Raw genomic sequence first — 15,636 nt, forward strand, 5'->3', positions numbered from 1 at the left:
ACGTCAAGAGAAAAGAGGCGGAAGTTAGGCGGCCCTGATTCCCGGTCAGGAGTCCGACTAAGGCAGGATCAAGGGAGACGAAGCTCCCGTCCCGCCGCGCGCCGTCCCGCGTCGGCCTCGGGGACGGGCCGTACTGAAGATCAACCCAGCGCCGCGCGCTCATGTCCCGGACCCGACGCGCGGTGGCGACGGAGGAGGAGTCCGTGTCCGCGAACAGCTTCGGCAGCCTTGACAAGCTGCAGGTTGGCGACAGGTCGTACGACATCTACCGGCTGGACGCCGTCGAGGGCTCGGCCCGTCTCCCGTACAGCCTGAAGGTGCTCCTGGAGAACCTGCTGCGCACCGAGGACGGTGCGAACGTCACCGCCGAGCACATCCGCGCGCTCGCGCAGTGGGACGCCAATGCCAGGCCGAGCAAGGAGATCCAGTTCACCCCCGCGCGGGTGATCATGCAGGACTTCACCGGCGTGCCGTGCGTGGTGGACCTTGCCACGATGCGCGAGGCGGTGCGGGACCTCGGCGGCGACCCGACCCGGATCAACCCGCTTGCGCCGGCCGAGATGGTGATCGACCACTCGGTGATCGTCGACTACTTCGGCTCGCCGGACGCGTTCGAGCGCAACGTGCAGCGCGAGTACGAGCGCAACAAGGAGCGCTACCAGTTCCTGCGGTGGGGGCAGACGGCGTTCGACGAGTTCAAGGTCGTCCCGCCCGGCACCGGCATCGTCCACCAGGTGAACATCGAGCACCTGGCCCGCGTGGTGTTCGACCGGGGCGGGGTCGCCTACCCCGACACCTGCGTCGGCACCGACTCGCACACGACGATGGAGAACGGCATCGGCGTGCTCGGCTGGGGCGTCGGCGGCATCGAGGCGGAGGCCGCGATGCTCGGCCAGCCGATCTCCATGCTCATCCCGCGCGTCGTCGGCTTCAAGCTGACCGGCGAGCTGCCCGCCGGCACGACCGCGACCGACCTCGTGCTCACCATCACCGAGATGCTGCGCGAGCACGGCGTCGTCGGCAAGTTCGTGGAGTTCTACGGTGAGGGCGTGCACGCGCTGCCGCTGGCGAACCGCGCCACGATCGGCAACATGAGCCCCGAGTTCGGCTCCACCTGCGCGATCTTCCCGATCGACGACGAGACGCTGAAGTACCTGCGGCTCACCGGCCGCGACGAGGAGCAGATCGCGCTCGTCGAGGCCTACGCCAAGGCCCAGGGCCTGTGGCTCGACCCGTCGGTGGAGCCCGAGTTCTCCGAGTACATGGAGCTCGACCTCGCGACGGTCGTCCCGTCGCTGGCCGGCCCGAAGCGCCCGCAGGACCGCATCTCCCTGTCCGAGGCCAAGCAGACCTGGCGCCGCGACGTGCAGAACTACGTCGAGAGCATCCAGGGCTCGGCCGACGAGGCCTCCAACGAGTCGTTCCCGGCCTCGGACTCCCCGGCGATCAGCCACGACTCCAACGGCGACAAGCCGCGGCCGCACGGCACCAACGGCTCCGGCCGCCCGCACAACCCCGTCCCGGTCACGCTGGAGGACGGGACGCGGTTCGAGCTCGACCACGGCCACGTCGCCGTCGCCGCCATCACCTCCTGCACCAACACGTCCAACCCGTACGTGATGATCGGGGCGGCGCTGCTGGCCAAGAACGCGGTCGAGAAGGGCCTGACCCGCAAGCCGTGGGTGAAGACCTCCCTCGCGCCCGGGTCCCAGGTCGTCACCGACTACCTGGAGCGCGCCGGCCTCACCCCGTACCTCGACAAGATCGGCTTCAACCTGGTCGGGTACGGCTGCACCACCTGCATCGGCAACACCGGCCCGCTGCAGCCGGAGATCTCCAAGGCCGTCAACGACAACGACCTCGCGGTCACCGCGGTCCTGTCCGGCAACCGCAACTTCGAGGGCCGCATCAGCCCCGACGTCAAGATGAACTACCTGGCGTCGCCGCCGCTGGTCATCGCCTACGCGCTCGCCGGGACGATGGACATCGACATCCTCAACGACCCGATCGCCGAGGGCGCCGACGGCCCGGTCCGGCTGGCCGACATCTGGCCCGCGCCGGAGGAGGTCGCCTCGATCGTCGAGTCGTCCATCGGGCAGGAGATGTTCACCGAGAGCTACGCGGACGTCTTCAAGGGCGACGACCGCTGGCGGGGCCTCGACATCCCGACCGGCGACCTGTTCGAGTGGGACGAGCAGTCCACCTACGTCCGCAAGGCGCCGTACTTCGACGGCATGGGCGCCGAGCCGGCGCCGGTCGCCGACATCCACGGCGCCCGCGTCCTCGCCAAGCTCGGCGACTCGGTCACCACCGACCACATCTCCCCGGCGGGCTCCATCAAGGTCGGCACGCCCGCCGCGCAGTACCTGGAGGACAACGGCGTCGCCGTCAAGGACTTCAACTCCTACGGCTCGCGCCGCGGCAACCACGAGGTCATGATCCGCGGGACGTTCGCCAACATCCGGCTGCGCAACCAGCTCCTGGACGGCGTCGAGGGCGGCTACACCCGCGACTTCACCCAGGACGACGCGCCGCAGTCGTTCATCTACGACGCCGCGCAGAACTACGCGGCGCAGGGCACCCCGCTCGTGGTCATCGCCGGCAAGGAGTACGGCTCCGGCTCGTCCCGCGACTGGGCGGCCAAGGGCACCGCGCTGCTCGGCGTCCGCGCCGTCATCGCGCAGTCCTACGAGCGCATCCACCGCTCCAACCTGATCGGCCTCGGCGTCCTGCCGCTGCAGTTCAAGGAGGGCGAGTCCGCCGAGTCCCTCGGCCTCACCGGCACCGAGACGTTCGACATCACCGGCGTCACCGCGCTCAACGAGGGCGGGATCCCGGAGGAGGTCACCGTCAAGGCCGACGGCAAGGAGTTCACCGCCGTCGTCCGCATCGACACCCCGGGCGAGGCCGACTACTACCGCAACGGCGGCATCCTCCAGTACGTCCTGCGCAACCTGCTCCGCAAGTAACCGACACCGCCCGACCGAACAGGCCATGCCCACCTGACCGGGGGCATGGCCTGTTCCACGTGAGAGAAAGCGTCGCCGGCCTTGTTCCTGCATCTGCCCGCATACGTCTGGGTTCTCGTCGCCGCGCTGCTCACCCCGGCTCACATCGCGTTCATGCGCTACGCCATGCCGACGCCGAAGGGGAAGAAGAGCGTCTCGTTCATCCCGCTCGTCCTCGGGGCGGCCATGCTGATGTCCGCGGCGGTGAAGGGCTACTCCTTCTCCGTCACCCTGTACTGGTACAGCGCCGTGCTCCTCATCTTCGTCATCATGATCGCTCCGGTGCGGAGGAGGGTCGCGGCCGACATCCTGCGGCAGGAGCAAACCCCCGACATCAAGGTCAAGGTGGACAAGGTCTCCCTGGTGTGGATCACCTTCTCCATGATCGGCACCATCGGGATCGCGGTCGCCGTGTGGGCGTCCAACACGTAGGCCCCGTCCCGGCCCCAACGGGCAGTACAGCTAGGGCTCGACGGCCAGCCGGACGCCGAAGCCGATGAACGCCAGGCCCGTGACCTGCTGGATGCGGCGCTTCACGGCGGGACGGGCGAGGGCGCGGCGCGCGGCGCCCGCGGCGCCGACGACGAGCGCGAACCACAGCAGACCCTGGACGGCATGGATCGCGGCGAAGAGCATGCTCGTCCAGAACACCGACGCCCCGTCCGGCACGAACTGGGGCAGCAGGCTCATGTAGAACACGCCGATCTTGGGGTTGAGCAGGTTGGTGGTGAATCCGGTGCGCAGCGCGGCGGTCCCGGAGAGATCCGCGTCCGGCGTCCCGGCGGTGTCCTCGGACGCGCGGCGGGCCCTCCACAGCGCCTGCCCGCCGAGCCACAGCAGGTAGCAGGCGCCCGCGCCGCGCAGCACGTCGAACGCGATGCGGGACGCGGCGAGCAGCGCGGTCAGCCCGGCGGCGCTCGCCAGCGCCCAGCACAGGCAGCCGGAGGCGACGCCCGTCGCGGCGAGGCTACCCGTCCGCCGGCCGCCGGTCACGGTGGTGCGCAGGACGAGCATGGTGTCCAGCCCAGGTGTGATCGTGACGAGGGCGGCGACGGCGGCGAAGGCCAGGCAGGCGGTCAGCACCCGGGCATTTTCCCAGGAATCATCCGACGGGTGAAGGGGAATGGCCGCCTCGGAACCTTTGATTGGATCACTCCATGACTGACATCAAGAAGATCGGTGACCTGGACGTCTTCCCGTTCTGCCTGGGCGGCAACGTCTTCGGCTGGACCGCGGACCGGGAGCGCTCGTTCCAGATCCTGGACGCCTACGCCGCGGCCGGCGGCAACTTCCTCGACACCGCCGACTCCTACTCGGCGTGGGTCGAGGGCAACCACGGCGGCGAGTCCGAGTCGATCATCGGGGAGTGGGCGCAGTCGCGCGGCAACCGCGACGACCTCGTCATCGCGACCAAGGGCGGCCGCCACCCCGAGCACCAGGGCCTGGCCGCCGCGACGATGAGGGCGGCCGTGGACGACTCCCTGCGGCGGCTGCGCACCGACCGCATCGACCTGTACTTCACCCACTTCGACGACCCGTCCGTGCCCGTCGAGGAGATCATGACGACGCTGGACGAGCTGGTCGCCGCGGGAAAGATCCGGCAGATCGGGGTGTCGAACATCGAGCTCGACCGGCTCCAGGCGTCCCTGGAGTTCAGCGAGCGCGAAGGGACGGCCCGCTACACGGCCATCCAGCCGCAGTACAACCTCGTCTCCCGCGACTCCTACGAGGGCCCGCGCCGCGACCTCGCAGAACGGTACGGGCTGGCCGCCGTTCCGTACTACGGCCTCGCGTCCGGCTTCCTCACCGGCAAGTACCGTCCCGGCTCCACGGTGGACAGCGCGCGCGCCGGGAGCGCGGCGCGGCACCTGGAGACCGAACGCGGACGCGCCGTCCTTGCCGCGCTCGACATCGTCGCCGAGGAGCAGGACGTGCCGGTCGCGACCGTCGCGCTCGCCTGGCTCGCCGCCCAGCCGACCGTCGCAGCGCCCATCGCGAGTGCCCGGACCCTGGACCAACTCCCGCCGCTCGTGGAGGCCGCCCACACGACCCTGACCGCCGACCAGCTCGAACGCCTGGCCGAAGCGTCGTCGTGAAGGGGCGATAGGGTCGCTCGACGTGCCACCTGTCGAGTTCGTCCTGATCGGGGGCCTGGCCGCGCTGGCCGGCGCGATCGTGCAGGGCAGCGTCGGCCTCGGCGTCGGGCTCGTCGCGACACCGATCGTCACGATGCTGTTCCCGTCCCTGATGCCCGGCGCGATCCTCGTCATCGCGCTCGTCCTGCCGTTCGCGACGCTCGCCCAGGAGCTGCGGCACGCCGACCTGCGCGGGCTCGGCTGGGCGTTCACCGGCCGCCTCGCGGGCACGCCGCTCGGCGTGTGGCTGGTGGCCGCCGCCCCGGACCGCGTCCTCGGCGTCGTGATCGGCGTGGTCGTCCTCGCCGCGCTCGCCGTGACGGCCTGGACCGCGGACGTGCCGCGCAACCGCCGCACGCTCGCCACCGCCGGCGTCATCTCCGGCACGACCGGCACCGCGTCCGGCATCGGCGGCCCGCCGATCGCGCTGCTCTACCAGCGCGAGAGCGGCCCCCGCGTCCGGGCGACCCTGGCGGTGTTCTTCATCGCCGGCGCCCTGCTGTCGCTCCTCACCCTCGCCGCCGCCGGCCGCCTCCCCGCCCGGCAGGTCGTCGCGGGCGCCGAACTGGTCCCGTTCGTGTTCGCCGGGTTCCTCGCCGCCGGGCCGCTGCGCCGCTACCTCGACGCGGGACGCCTCCGCGTCGCGCTCCTCGTAGTCGTCGGGACGTCCGCGGCGGTGCTCATCGTCCGCAACCTGATCTGACGCGTCCCACCGAGGCCGACCTGGGGGCCGCTCGCGGTGGTGTTGGTCGCCCGTAGCCTGATCTGACGTGTCCCACCGAGGCCGACCTGGGGGCCGCTCGCGGTGGTGTTGGTCGCCCGTAGCCTGTTCTGATGCGCCCCACCAAGGCCGATCTGGAGGCCGCCCGCGATCGCGTGATCCCCGACATCCTGCCCGAGGGCACAGGAACGCTCCGCGTCCTGTTCTGCGGCATCAACCCGGGCCTGTACTCGGGTGTGACCGGCCACCACTTCGCCCGCCCCGGCAACCGCTTCTGGCCCGCGCTGCATCTCTCCGGCTTCACCGACCGCCGGCTGCACCCGTCCGAGCAGGACCTCCTGCCCGGCTACGGCCTCGGCATCACCAACCTGGCACCGCGCACCACCGCCCGCGCCGACGAGCTGACCGACGCCGAGCTCCGCGAGGGCGGACAGCGCCTGGCCGCGCTGGTCGAACGCCACCGCCCCGCCTACCTGGCCGTCGCCGGCGTCACCGCCTACCGCACGGCCTTCGGCCGCCCCAAGACGCAGATAGGCCCGCAGGACGAGGACTTCGGCCCCGCGCGCCTCTGGGTCCTGCCCAACCCGAGCGGCCTCAACGCGAGCTGGCCCCTCGACCGCATCGCCGCCGAGTTCCGCCGCCTCCGCAAAGCCGCCGAAGCCCTCAGAACTCCGTAAGAACCCGCGGATCGAACCGGATGGTGATGGTGGTGTCCGCCTCCACCTTCGCGTCTACCAGGTTCCCAGCGCCCACCGTTTGGACTCGACGGTAGGTGGCAGCGGCGTCGTCCAGGGCGAAGATCTGGACGCTGGGGCTGGGAGCGAACTCGGCGAGCCAGTACTGAGGAATGCCCAGGGTCGCGTACTCCTTGAGCTTGCGCACGCGGTCGGTGCGCTCGCTGCCACTGCCCGGAGACACGACCTCGACGACGAGCATGACCTCGATGCCTGGAATCACGACGGGGTTGCGGTCGACGATCGAGGCGCGGGCGACGCTCCTCGGCACCACGAACACGTCGGGTTTGCGAATGCCCGCCGGTGTGCTGATCTCCCATTCGCCTCCGCCGGCGATGAAGACGGAGGCCTTCGCGTCCGTCGCCGCCTCTTGGAGGATGTCCTGCACCTGCCTTGCGGCCCAATTGTGAGGGGCGCTCGGGGACAACTCGATCAGCCACCCGTCTTCGAGTTCAAGGCCGCGGCCTTCGTCCTCTCGGGCGTGCAGGTCCTCCGCCGTGTACGGGCCGAACCCGCCATGACCGTGCGCGACGCTCACGTTTCCGCTCCCGCTGGTGGCGTGCCGAATCCATGCAGGGACTACGTTACCCCGCCCGACTTTCGCGACCTAGCGTAGCGAGTTCTTTACGCTCAGTTGGCGTTGTTGAGGGCGGCGGTGGCGAACATCGTCTCGACCTCTTTGACGAGGGTGGGGGTCGGCTGCCACAGGTCGGTGCGGCCCAGGGCGATGATGGGGCGGGGGAGGGCCCGGATGTCCGCCAGGCGCCAGTGGTGGGCCGTGGGGTCGGCCCAGGGGCCGCAGTCGCAGGCGGCGCCGCGGACGGCGGCCGAGCAGACGTCGTCGAGTTCGGCGACCGCGATGACGGCGCCGATCGTGGCGAGCGGGTCGCGGGGGTCCCATCCGGCCGCCTGGATCAGCGGGGAGTCGCACGCCTTCAGGTCGACGCGCATCGAGGCGTGGATGAGCAGCGGACCGCGGTAGGCGGTCGGGAAGCTCTGGTTGGACACGGCCTTGCCACCACGCGCGATCGCGAACGCCCAGGGCTGCTGAACACTCATCGCCTGCACGCGGTCACCTCCAGTGTTCGCCCGGTCTCTGCGCCCCCGGGTATCGCCGGGACGCCCGGCGGTGGACGCCGGGGGTCGCGCGACGATGCCCGAGAGGCTAGGCGCATCCCGCAGGAAATGCCAACGTACGAGGCGAACGGGTCGTTGTCCGTCATGGGCTGTTCGAACCCATGGTGGAATTGATCACCCATGTGACGCCTGAGACCCATATGTGGTTGACGTGGCGCGTGATTCTCGTCTTTCGGTGCGATTCTCAGCCCTTCAGCGCGCCCGCCATGAGGCCGCGCATGAAGAACCGTCCGAGCAGCAGGTAGACCAGCAGGGTCGGCAGGGAGGCGAGGAGCGCCTCGGCCATCTGCTGGTTGTACTGGACGGCCACCGCGCCCGACCCGGCCGTGTTGTTCAGCATCACCGTGACCGGCCAGCTGTCGGGGGCGCCGAGGAACACCGCGAACAGGAAGTCGTTCCACATCGAGGTGAACTGCCAGATCAGCGTCACCGCGAACGCCGGCCCCGACACGGGCAGGACGACCGACCAGTAGGTGCGGAGCATCCCCGCGCCGTCGACCCGGGCCGCCTCGACCAGCTCGTCCGGGATCGTCACGTAGTAGTTCCGGAAGATGAGCGTGCAGATCGGGATGCCGTAGACGACGTGCGCGAGGACGAGGCCGCGGATCGTCCCCACCAGCTCCATGTCGGTGAGCAGCCCGGCCAGCGGGATCATCACCGCCTGGTAGGGGATGAACATGCCGAACAGGAACAGCGTGAAGACCACGTCCGCGCCCGGGAACCGCCACTTGGACAGCACGTAGCCGTTCAGCGAGCCGAGCACCGCCGAGATCAGCGACCCGGAGACGGCGATCTTGACGCTGTTCTCCAGGCCGGGGCGCAGCGCGTCCCACGCGGAGGTCCAGCCGGACATGCTCCAGCTGCTCGGCAGGCTCCACGCGCTGCTCGGGTCCGCCTCGTCCAGCGGCTTGAAGCTCGTGACCACCAGCACGTACACGGGGATCAGGAAGAGCAGCACGAACGCCAGCAGGACGACCAGCTTGACGGCCTGCCAGCCGCGCGACGACCCGCCCGGCTCCGCCGCCGCTCCGCCGCCCCGGCCGCGCAGTCCGCGCGCCAGCCGCCGCCACACCGGCGCCGGGGGCGCCGCCTCCACGCGCGTCATCGCGTCCGCTCCGAACGTACCGACCAGACCAGATAGGGGATCACCAGCAGGGCCACCGCGAACAGCAGGTAGGTGGCGATCGTGGCGCCGTTCGCCGGGTCGTGCCGGTCGAAGATCTCGACGTAGGTGGCGACGGCCGGCACGTAGGTGATGATCTGCTTGCCCGCGATCGCCATGATCAGGTCGAACACCTTCAGCGAGATGTGCCCGAGGATGATCAGCGCGGACAGCGTCACCGGGCGGAGCTGCGGGAGGACCACGTACCGGTACACCTTCCACTCGGACGCGCCGTCCACCCGCGCCGCCTCGCGCAGCTCCCCGGGCACACTGCGGAACCCCGCGAGGTACAGCGCCATCACGTAGCCGGACATCTGCCAGATCGCGGGCAGGGCCATGGCGGCCATGCCCCAGCTCGGGTCCTGCCACCAGCTGTTCGCCAGCCCGCCGAGGTGCAGCTTGTCGAACAGCTGGTTGAAGCCGACCGCGCGCTCCGGCGGCGCCGGGTTCATCAGCCAGCGCCACACGACGCCGCTGGCGATGAACGACACCGCCATGGGGAACAGGTAGACGACGCGGAAGGACGCCTCGCCCCTGATGCCCTTGTCCATCAGGAACGCCAGGAACGCGCCGAGCAGCAGGGCGCCGACGACGAACACCGCCGTGAACAGCAGCGCGTGCTTCACCGCGCCGGGCCAGCTGGGCTGGTCCCACAGGTCGACGAAGTTCCTGCCCTTGTCGAACCCGTACTCGGTGACCTCGTCGTGCTTGCCGCTCAGCGCGACCCGCGTGTTCCAGAAGATGAGCCCGTAGACGAACAGGCCGATCGCGACGATGGACGGCGAGACCAGCAGCAGCCCGGGCAGCCACCTGCGGCTACGGGCCCACCTGGAACCGGGAGAGCTCACTGGCCGCTGTTCTTGGCCGCGCTCACCAGCCCCTGCTGGAGCTTGGCGACGTCCTTGTTCTGCAGGAAGAGGCCCACCGCCGTGTCGATGTCGGTGTGCTGCTTCTTACTGGCGTTGACGCCGTGCCAGAACGAGCCCGCCAGCTTGATGTCGGGCTTGTTCCACTGCTCGAACGCGTACTGGAGGTAGCCCTTGTAGAGGCTCTTGTCGGCGTCCTTGCGGGCGGGGACGGAACCCTTCTTCGGGTTGAACAGGTCCTGCCCCTCCTTGCTGGACACCTCCTTCAGCCAGGCGAGGGCGCCGCCGCGGTGGGGTGCCCCCTTCGGGAGGGTGAAGCTGTCCGACAGCCACATGTAGGTGCCGTCCGTGCCGGGGGAGGCCGCGTACTTGAAGTCGGTGTCGAGCTTCTTGCCGAGGCCGTTCGGCGCGCTGCCGACGAAGTACCCGTACGCCCAGTCGCCCATGATGTTGAACGCGGCCTTGCCGTCCACGACGGCCTTGGCGGCGCCCTGCCAGTCGGTGGACGCGGCCTCCAGCGTCGTGTACTTCATGATCTCGGCGTAGTCGGTCAGCGCCTTGGTGACGGCCGGGCTGCTCCAGTCGGCGCCCGGCTTCCACAGCGCGTTGTAGGCGTCGGTGCCGAGGTCGCCCAGCAGGACGTTCTCCAGCAGGTGGTCGGCCGTCCACTGCGCGCCGAGCGACAGCGGGACCTTCTTCGTCTTGTCCTTGACGGCCTTCAGCGCGGTGATGAACTCGGCGATCGTCCTGGGCGGCCCGGCGATCCCGGCGTCCTTGAGGATGCCCGGGTTGTACCAGAGCATGTTCGACCGGTGGATGTTCACCGGCACCGAGTAGATCTTGCCCTTGTAGCTGATCTGGTCGAGGAGCTGCTGCGGGTAGACCGACTTCAGGTTGTTGTCGTCGTAGAAGGAGTCCAGCGCCTCGATCTGCCCGGCCTTGATGTAGTCGAGCAGCTCGGCGCCCGCGTGGCCCTGGAAGGAGTCCGGCGGCTTGCGGTTCTGCAGCCGGCTCGCCAGCACCGCCTGGGCCTGGGTGCCCGACCCGCCGGCGATGGCGGCGTTGACGAACTTGGTGCCGGGGTTCTTCTTCTCGAAGTCAGCCTGCATCGCGGCGAGGCCGTCCGCCTCACCGGGACCGGTCCACCAGGAGAAGACCTCGACCTGGGATTTGTCGTCGGAGCCCTTGTCGTCGCTGCCGCCGCAGCCCGACACGGCGAGGGCGGCGGTCATCGTCACGGCGGCGACCGCCTTCAGGCGCCGCCGGGGAGCACGTACTCGCATCGTCCGTCCCTTCGGTTACCCCGAAAAACAAGCGTCTGCTTGGACGGACGGACGGTCAACACCGGTCGCCGAATAGTGATCTTTCGGTGATGCGGCGGCCCGCGGCCCCGCCGGAGCGGGCGCCCGCGGCTACCAGCCGAGGGCGGGCGGCAGGCCGGAGAGCCCGGCGTCGGGCCAGTCGAGCGGCGCGCCGAGCGGCGCCAGTTCGGCCAGCTGGAGCCGGTACCAGAGGGAGGACTCGGGCCGGCGGGCCAGCTCCAGGCAGCGCTCCCACGTCCACCACTCCGCGTGCTCGACCTCCTCGGGGTTCGGGCGGACGGCCGTGCCCGCGGGGACGACGGCGCGCACGACGGGGCAGCGCTCGTGCTCGACCGTCCCGTCGTCGGCCACGGCGCGGTAGTGGAACCGGGGCAGAACAGACGTGAGCGTCGCGTCCTGGATGCCGAGCTCGTCCTGCAGGCGCCGGAGCACCGCGTCGCGGAGCTTCTCGCCGGGCCCCGGATGGCCGCAGCAGCTTCCCGTCCAGACGCCGGGGAAGGTCCGCTTGTCCAGCGCGCGCTGAGTGATCAGGACGCGACCGTCCGTATCCGTGACATAGCAGGAGAAGGCCAGGTGGTACGGCGTGTCACTGTGGTGGCTGGTGCTCTTGGGCGCGGTCCCGACCGCCTCGTCGTCCGCGTTGAGCAGCACAATCTCTTCGACGCCCATGCTCACTTCCTACCCCATCCCTCCTACCGGGGTCAGTCTTTTCACACCCCCCGGGCGGGTGGTCCGCGGCGCGTCGCGGGCGAACCGGGATTAAACTCAGAACGGCCCGAGCCAGGGGAGACCGAATCCCCGACGGAGGAGTTGAAACGAGTGAGCTTGCTGGAGTCGATCACAGGTCCCGACGACCTCAAACGACTGGACGCCGCTCAGATGTCTCGGCTCGCGGAGGAGATCCGCGAGTTCCTCGTCCAGGCGGTCTCCAAGACCGGCGGCCATCTGGGCCCCAATCTCGGCGCGGTCGAGCTGACGATCGCGCTGCACCGCGTCTTCGACTCGCCGCACGACAAGATCCTCTTCGACACCGGCCACCAGGCCTACGTGCACAAGCTGCTCACCGGCAGGCACGACTTCGAGCTGCTGCGCCAGCGGGGCGGGCTCTCGGGCTACCCCAGCCGCGCCGAGTCCGAGCATGACATCATCGAGAACTCGCACGCCTCGACCGCCCTGTCCTACGCCGACGGGTTCGCCAAGGCCTTCCAGCTGCGCGGCGAGAGCGACCGCGCCGTCGTCGCGGTCGTCGGTGACGGCGCGCTGACCGGCGGCATGTGCTGGGAGGCGCTGAACAACATCGCCGCGGGCGTCGACCGGCCCGTCATCGTCGTCGTCAACGACAACGGCCGCTCCTACTCGCCGACCATCGGCGGCCTCGCCTCGCACCTGGCCGACCTGCGCGTCACCCAGGGCTACGAGAACGCGCTCGACCTGATCAAGAAGACGGTGCCGCGGGCGCCCGTGGTCGGCAACGTGGCCTACGAGGCGCTGCACGGCATCAAGAAGGGCCTCAAGGACGTTCTCCAGCCGCAGGCCATGTTCGAGGACCTCGGCATGAAGTACGTCGGCCCGATCGACGGCCACGACGAGGACGCCGTCGAGCGGGCGCTGCGCCGCGCCCGCGGGTTCGGCCGCCCGGTGATCGTGCACTGCATCACCACCAAGGGCCGCGGCTACGCCCCCGCCGAGAACGACACCGAGGACTGCATGCACGGCGGCGGCGCGTTCGACCCCGCCACCGGCAAGTTCGTCACCGGCAAGGGCGGCCCCGACTGGACGAAGGTCTTCGGCGAGGAGATGGTGGCGATCGGGCGCGAGCGCCGCGACGTCGTCGGCATCACCGCCGCGATGCTCTACCCGGTCGGGCTCGCGCCGTTCGCCGAGGCGTTCCCCGACCGCATCTTCGACGTGGGCATCGCCGAGCAGCACGCCGTCACCTCCGCCACCGGCCTCGCGATGGGCGGCCTGCACCCGGTCGTGGCGCTGTACGCCACGTTCCTGAACCGCGCCTTCGACCAGGTCCTGATGGACACGGCGCTGCACCGCCAGCCCGTCACCTTCGCCTTGGACCGCTCCGGCGTGACCGGGAGCGACGGCGCCAGCCACAACGGCATGTGGGACATGTCGATCCTGCAGCTCGTCCCGGGCATGCGCATCGCCGTCCCGCGCGACGGGGCCCGGCTCCGCGAGCTGCTGCGCGAGTGCGTGGCCGTCTCCGACGGCCCGACCGCGATCCGCTACCCCAAGGGCCCGGCGGCCGCCGACATCGAGGCGGTCGGCAAGGCCGGCGGCATGGACGTGCTGGCCCGCCACGACGGCTCCAACGGCGCCCGCGTCCTGCTGGTCGCGGTCGGCTCGATGGCGACGCCCGCGGTCGAGGCGGCCGAGCTGATCGCCGCGCAGGGCATCGGCGTCACCGTCGTCGACCCCCGGTGGGTGAAGCCGCTCGACCCGGCGCTGCTCGACCTCGCCCGCGAGCACACGCTCGTCGCCGTCGCCGAGGACAACGGCCGCACCGGCGCCGTCGGCGACGCCGTGGCCCGGCTGCTGCGCGACGCCGGCGTCGACGCGCCCCTCCGCACCTTCGGCATCCCGCAGGAGTTCCTCGACCACGCGTCCCGGGGGCAGATCCTCGCCGACATCGGGCTCACCCCGCAGGCCCTCGCCCGCGACGTGACCGAGTCGGTGGCCCGCCTCACCGCCGACGCCGACGAGCCCGCCGCCTCGGAGGAGCGGTCCTAGCCGCCTTCCGCCGACAGCAGCCGCCACGCGTGGGTGATGGACGCGGCGGACGTGCCGAGCTCACGTCCCGAGTACGTCCATCGCCCGCGCAGGCACCAGAGGCGCCCCGCGCCGTCCTGGACGTAGACCTTGAGCGGGAAGCACGCGTCGTGCGCCCGGATGACCCCCGCCGGGTCCACCACGGGCGCGAGGCTGGGCGCGCCCTCGCAGCGCACGCCCATCACGAGCGTGTGCGGGTCCTGGCGCAGGAGACCCTGCGTCAGGTCGTACACGAGTACGGAGACGTAGTCGGGGCCGAGCCACCTGAGGTCGGGGACCGTCTCGGGTGGGGGGAACCCGTACAGTTCTGGACCGCCGGTCACACGCGCACCGTAGCGCCAGCCTCACCGTCGAGTCACTAGTTTCCCGGTGGGGACTTCACCGGTGGATTACGCGGACCCCCGGCAGGCGGACCGCATCGCCTCCCAGCGGGCGAGCTTGACGCGTTCCCCGCGGTCGAGGCTGCGGGCGAGGGCGATCTCGGCGGCGTCGAGGTTCAGCCAGTCGTCGTAGGTGACGACGGGCAGCCCCCGCGACTCCAGCAGCTCCTCGATGGCCCCTTCCGGCGCCGTCCTCGCGTCCGCGAGGTCTTCCAGGAGGTTGCGGACGGTCTCGGCGGCGTCGGACTTGTTGGTCCCGACGACGCCGGACGGGCCGCGCTTGATCCAGCCGGCGACGTACTCGCGCGGGACGTAGCCGCCGTCCGGGCCGAGGATGCGGCCGCCCTCGTTCGGGACGACGAAGGAGCGCTCGTCGAACGGGACGCCCTCCAGCGGGACGCTCTGGTAGCCGACGGACCGCAGCACCATGCCGACCGGCAGCGTCTCGAACTCGCCGGTGCCGGTGACGCGGCCCGACTCGTCCAGCCGGGTCCGCTCCAGCCGGAGGCCCTCCACCCGGTCGGTGCCGAGGATCTCGGCGGGGGCGCGCCAGAACCGCACGTCGATGTGGCGGGCGCGCCCGGGGGCGGGCTCGCCCGTCCAGCCGTTCAGCACCTTGACGTTGCCGCGGACGTGCCGGTCGCTCTCGGCCAGCTCGGCGCTCGCCGGGTCGAGCTCCATGTCCTGCGGGCTGACGTGGATGCTCGCGTTGGGCAGCTCGCCCAGCTCGCGCGCCTCCTTCGTGGTGAACTTCGCCTGCGCCGGCCCGCGCCGCCCGATCATGTGGATGCGCTTCACCCGGCTCCGCGACAGCGCCTCGATCACCTGCTCGGGCACGTCGGTGTCGCGCAGCTCGGCGGCCGTCTTGGCGAGGATCCGGACGACGTCCACCGCGACGTTCCCGACGCCGACCACCGCGACCTCCTCGACCGACAGGTCGAACGCGTGGTCGGCGGCGTCGGGGTGCCCGCAGTACCAGTTGACGAAGTCGGTCGCGGCGATGCTGCCGGGCAGCTCCTCACCCGGGATCCGCATGTGCCGGTCGACCATCGCGCCGGTCGAGTAGAGGACGGCGTCGTAGCATCCGAGCAGGTCGTCGCGGGTGAGGTCGCGGCCGAGCTCGACGCACCCGAAGAACCGGACCGCCGGGTTCTCCAGCACCCGCTGCAGGTACTTGGCGATCGACTTGATGGACGTGTGGTCGGGCGCGACGCCGTAGCGCACCAGCCCGTACGGTGTCGGCAGCCGGTCGAAGACGTCCACCCGTACGTCGTCGCCGCCCTGCTTCACGAGGGCCTCGGCGGCGTAGATCCCCGCCGGGCCCGAACCGATCACCGCGACGCGCGCTGGAGAAGCCATGCGGGTCATTGTGCCCACCCGTCGGTCGAAA

The 15,636-nt window shown here is 70.6% G+C and carries 15 protein-coding genes; 6 read left to right on the forward strand and 9 right to left on the reverse strand.

The genetic code is table 11. From position 1 onward, the window contains the following. Window positions 1–203: 203 nt before the first annotated feature. Together acnA and AB0C21_RS32095 are read left to right on the forward strand one after the other, a co-directional pair. Entirely contained in the window at window positions 204–2,969 is a 2,766-nt protein-coding gene (gene acnA, locus AB0C21_RS32090) for an aconitate hydratase AcnA (RefSeq protein ID WP_500209279.1), read from the forward strand. A gap of 81 nt (window positions 2,970–3,050) precedes the next feature. Next, window positions 3,051–3,440, forward strand: coding sequence for a hypothetical protein (locus tag AB0C21_RS32095; protein ID WP_500209281.1), 390 nt, complete (start codon window positions 3,051–3,053; stop codon window positions 3,438–3,440). A gap of 30 nt (window positions 3,441–3,470) precedes the next feature. Here AB0C21_RS32095 and AB0C21_RS32100 read toward each other — a convergent pair whose 3' ends face one another. Beyond that, on the reverse strand, window positions 3,471–4,091 hold the full coding sequence (locus AB0C21_RS32100; RefSeq protein ID WP_500209283.1) for a LysE family translocator: 621 nt from the start codon (window positions 4,089–4,091) through the stop codon (window positions 3,471–3,473). A 74-nt stretch (window positions 4,092–4,165) separates the two neighbouring features. Between AB0C21_RS32100 and AB0C21_RS32105 the strand changes: the two genes are divergently transcribed. The 3 genes from AB0C21_RS32105 to mug all read left to right on the forward strand — a co-directional run bounded on the left by AB0C21_RS32105 (window position 4,166) and on the right by mug (window position 6,541). Then, entirely contained in the window at window positions 4,166–5,104 is a 939-nt protein-coding gene (locus AB0C21_RS32105) for an aldo/keto reductase (RefSeq protein WP_500209285.1), read from the forward strand. Window positions 5,105–5,126: 22 nt separating this feature from the next. Further along, window positions 5,127–5,846 (forward strand): sulfite exporter TauE/SafE family protein, encoded by a 720-nt coding sequence (locus AB0C21_RS32110; RefSeq protein ID WP_500209287.1) that lies wholly within the window; start codon window positions 5,127–5,129, stop codon window positions 5,844–5,846. A gap of 131 nt (window positions 5,847–5,977) precedes the next feature. Continuing rightward, window positions 5,978–6,541, forward strand: coding sequence for a G/U mismatch-specific DNA glycosylase (gene mug, locus AB0C21_RS32115; RefSeq protein WP_500209289.1), 564 nt, complete (start codon window positions 5,978–5,980; stop codon window positions 6,539–6,541). On the opposite strand, the gene AB0C21_RS32120 is transcribed toward mug, so the two are convergent. From AB0C21_RS32120 to idi, 6 genes are all read right to left on the reverse strand, one after another. Continuing rightward, window positions 6,528–7,136 carry a Uma2 family endonuclease gene (locus AB0C21_RS32120; protein WP_500209291.1) on the reverse strand — a complete coding sequence of 203 codons (609 nt, stop codon included), beginning with the start codon at window positions 7,134–7,136 and terminating at the stop codon, window positions 6,528–6,530. The two genes, mug and AB0C21_RS32120, sit on opposite strands and share 14 nt — an antisense overlap. Before the next feature lie 92 nt (window positions 7,137–7,228). Beyond that, window positions 7,229–7,657, reverse strand: a complete 429-nt coding sequence (locus tag AB0C21_RS32125) for an ASCH domain-containing protein (protein ID WP_500209293.1) — start codon at window positions 7,655–7,657, stop codon at window positions 7,229–7,231. 262 nt (window positions 7,658–7,919) lie between these two features. Continuing rightward, window positions 7,920–8,840 (reverse strand): carbohydrate ABC transporter permease, encoded by a 921-nt coding sequence (locus AB0C21_RS32130; RefSeq protein WP_500209294.1) that lies wholly within the window; start codon window positions 8,838–8,840, stop codon window positions 7,920–7,922. Next, complete coding sequence (locus tag AB0C21_RS32135) at window positions 8,837–9,745, reverse strand: carbohydrate ABC transporter permease (RefSeq protein ID WP_500209296.1); 909 nt, start codon at window positions 9,743–9,745, stop codon at window positions 8,837–8,839. The genes AB0C21_RS32130 and AB0C21_RS32135 overlap by 4 nt, the downstream gene beginning before the upstream one ends. Continuing rightward, window positions 9,742–11,046, reverse strand: coding sequence for an ABC transporter substrate-binding protein (locus AB0C21_RS32140; protein WP_500209297.1), 1,305 nt, complete (start codon window positions 11,044–11,046; stop codon window positions 9,742–9,744). Before AB0C21_RS32140 ends, AB0C21_RS32135 begins: the two co-directional genes overlap by 4 nt. Before the next feature lie 129 nt (window positions 11,047–11,175). Next, window positions 11,176–11,754 (reverse strand): isopentenyl-diphosphate Delta-isomerase, encoded by a 579-nt coding sequence (gene idi, locus AB0C21_RS32145; RefSeq protein WP_500209299.1) that lies wholly within the window; start codon window positions 11,752–11,754, stop codon window positions 11,176–11,178. Window positions 11,755–11,904: 150 nt separating this feature from the next. Between idi and dxs the strand changes: the two genes are divergently transcribed. Then, window positions 11,905–13,827, forward strand: a complete 1,923-nt coding sequence (dxs, locus tag AB0C21_RS32150) for a 1-deoxy-D-xylulose-5-phosphate synthase (RefSeq protein WP_149264841.1) — start codon at window positions 11,905–11,907, stop codon at window positions 13,825–13,827. On the opposite strand, the gene AB0C21_RS32155 is transcribed toward dxs, so the two are convergent. After that, window positions 13,824–14,189, reverse strand: coding sequence for a hypothetical protein (locus AB0C21_RS32155; RefSeq protein WP_500209301.1), 366 nt, complete (start codon window positions 14,187–14,189; stop codon window positions 13,824–13,826). The genes dxs and AB0C21_RS32155 overlap by 4 nt on opposite strands. Before the next feature lie 66 nt (window positions 14,190–14,255). Then, window positions 14,256–15,614, reverse strand: coding sequence for an FAD-dependent oxidoreductase (locus tag AB0C21_RS32160; protein WP_500209303.1), 1,359 nt, complete (start codon window positions 15,612–15,614; stop codon window positions 14,256–14,258). Window positions 15,615–15,636: the final 22 nt, after the last annotated feature.

The organism is Spirillospora sp. NPDC049024, from assembly GCF_040649235.1.
GTDB lineage: Bacteria > Actinomycetota > Actinomycetes > Streptosporangiales > Streptosporangiaceae > Spirillospora.

What these genes read in the sequence shown, in the direction of transcription:
- AB0C21_RS32105 (WP_500209285.1), top strand. Translation starts at nt 4,166, where the DNA reads ATGACTGACATCAAGAAGATCGGTGACCTGGACGTCTTCCCGTTCTGC.
- mug (WP_500209289.1), top strand. Translation starts at nt 5,978, where the DNA reads ATGCGCCCCACCAAGGCCGATCTGGAGGCCGCCCGCGATCGCGTGATC.
- AB0C21_RS32125 (WP_500209293.1), bottom strand. Translation starts at nt 7,657, where the DNA reads ATGAGTGTTCAGCAGCCCTGGGCGTTCGCGATCGCGCGTGGTGGCAAG.
- AB0C21_RS32130 (WP_500209294.1), bottom strand. Translation starts at nt 8,840, where the DNA reads ATGACGCGCGTGGAGGCGGCGCCCCCGGCGCCGGTGTGGCGGCGGCTG.
- AB0C21_RS32140 (WP_500209297.1), bottom strand. Translation starts at nt 11,046, where the DNA reads ATGCGAGTACGTGCTCCCCGGCGGCGCCTGAAGGCGGTCGCCGCCGTG.
- idi (WP_500209299.1), bottom strand. Translation starts at nt 11,754, where the DNA reads ATGGGCGTCGAAGAGATTGTGCTGCTCAACGCGGACGACGAGGCGGTC.
- AB0C21_RS32160 (WP_500209303.1), bottom strand. Translation starts at nt 15,614, where the DNA reads ATGACCCGCATGGCTTCTCCAGCGCGCGTCGCGGTGATCGGTTCGGGC.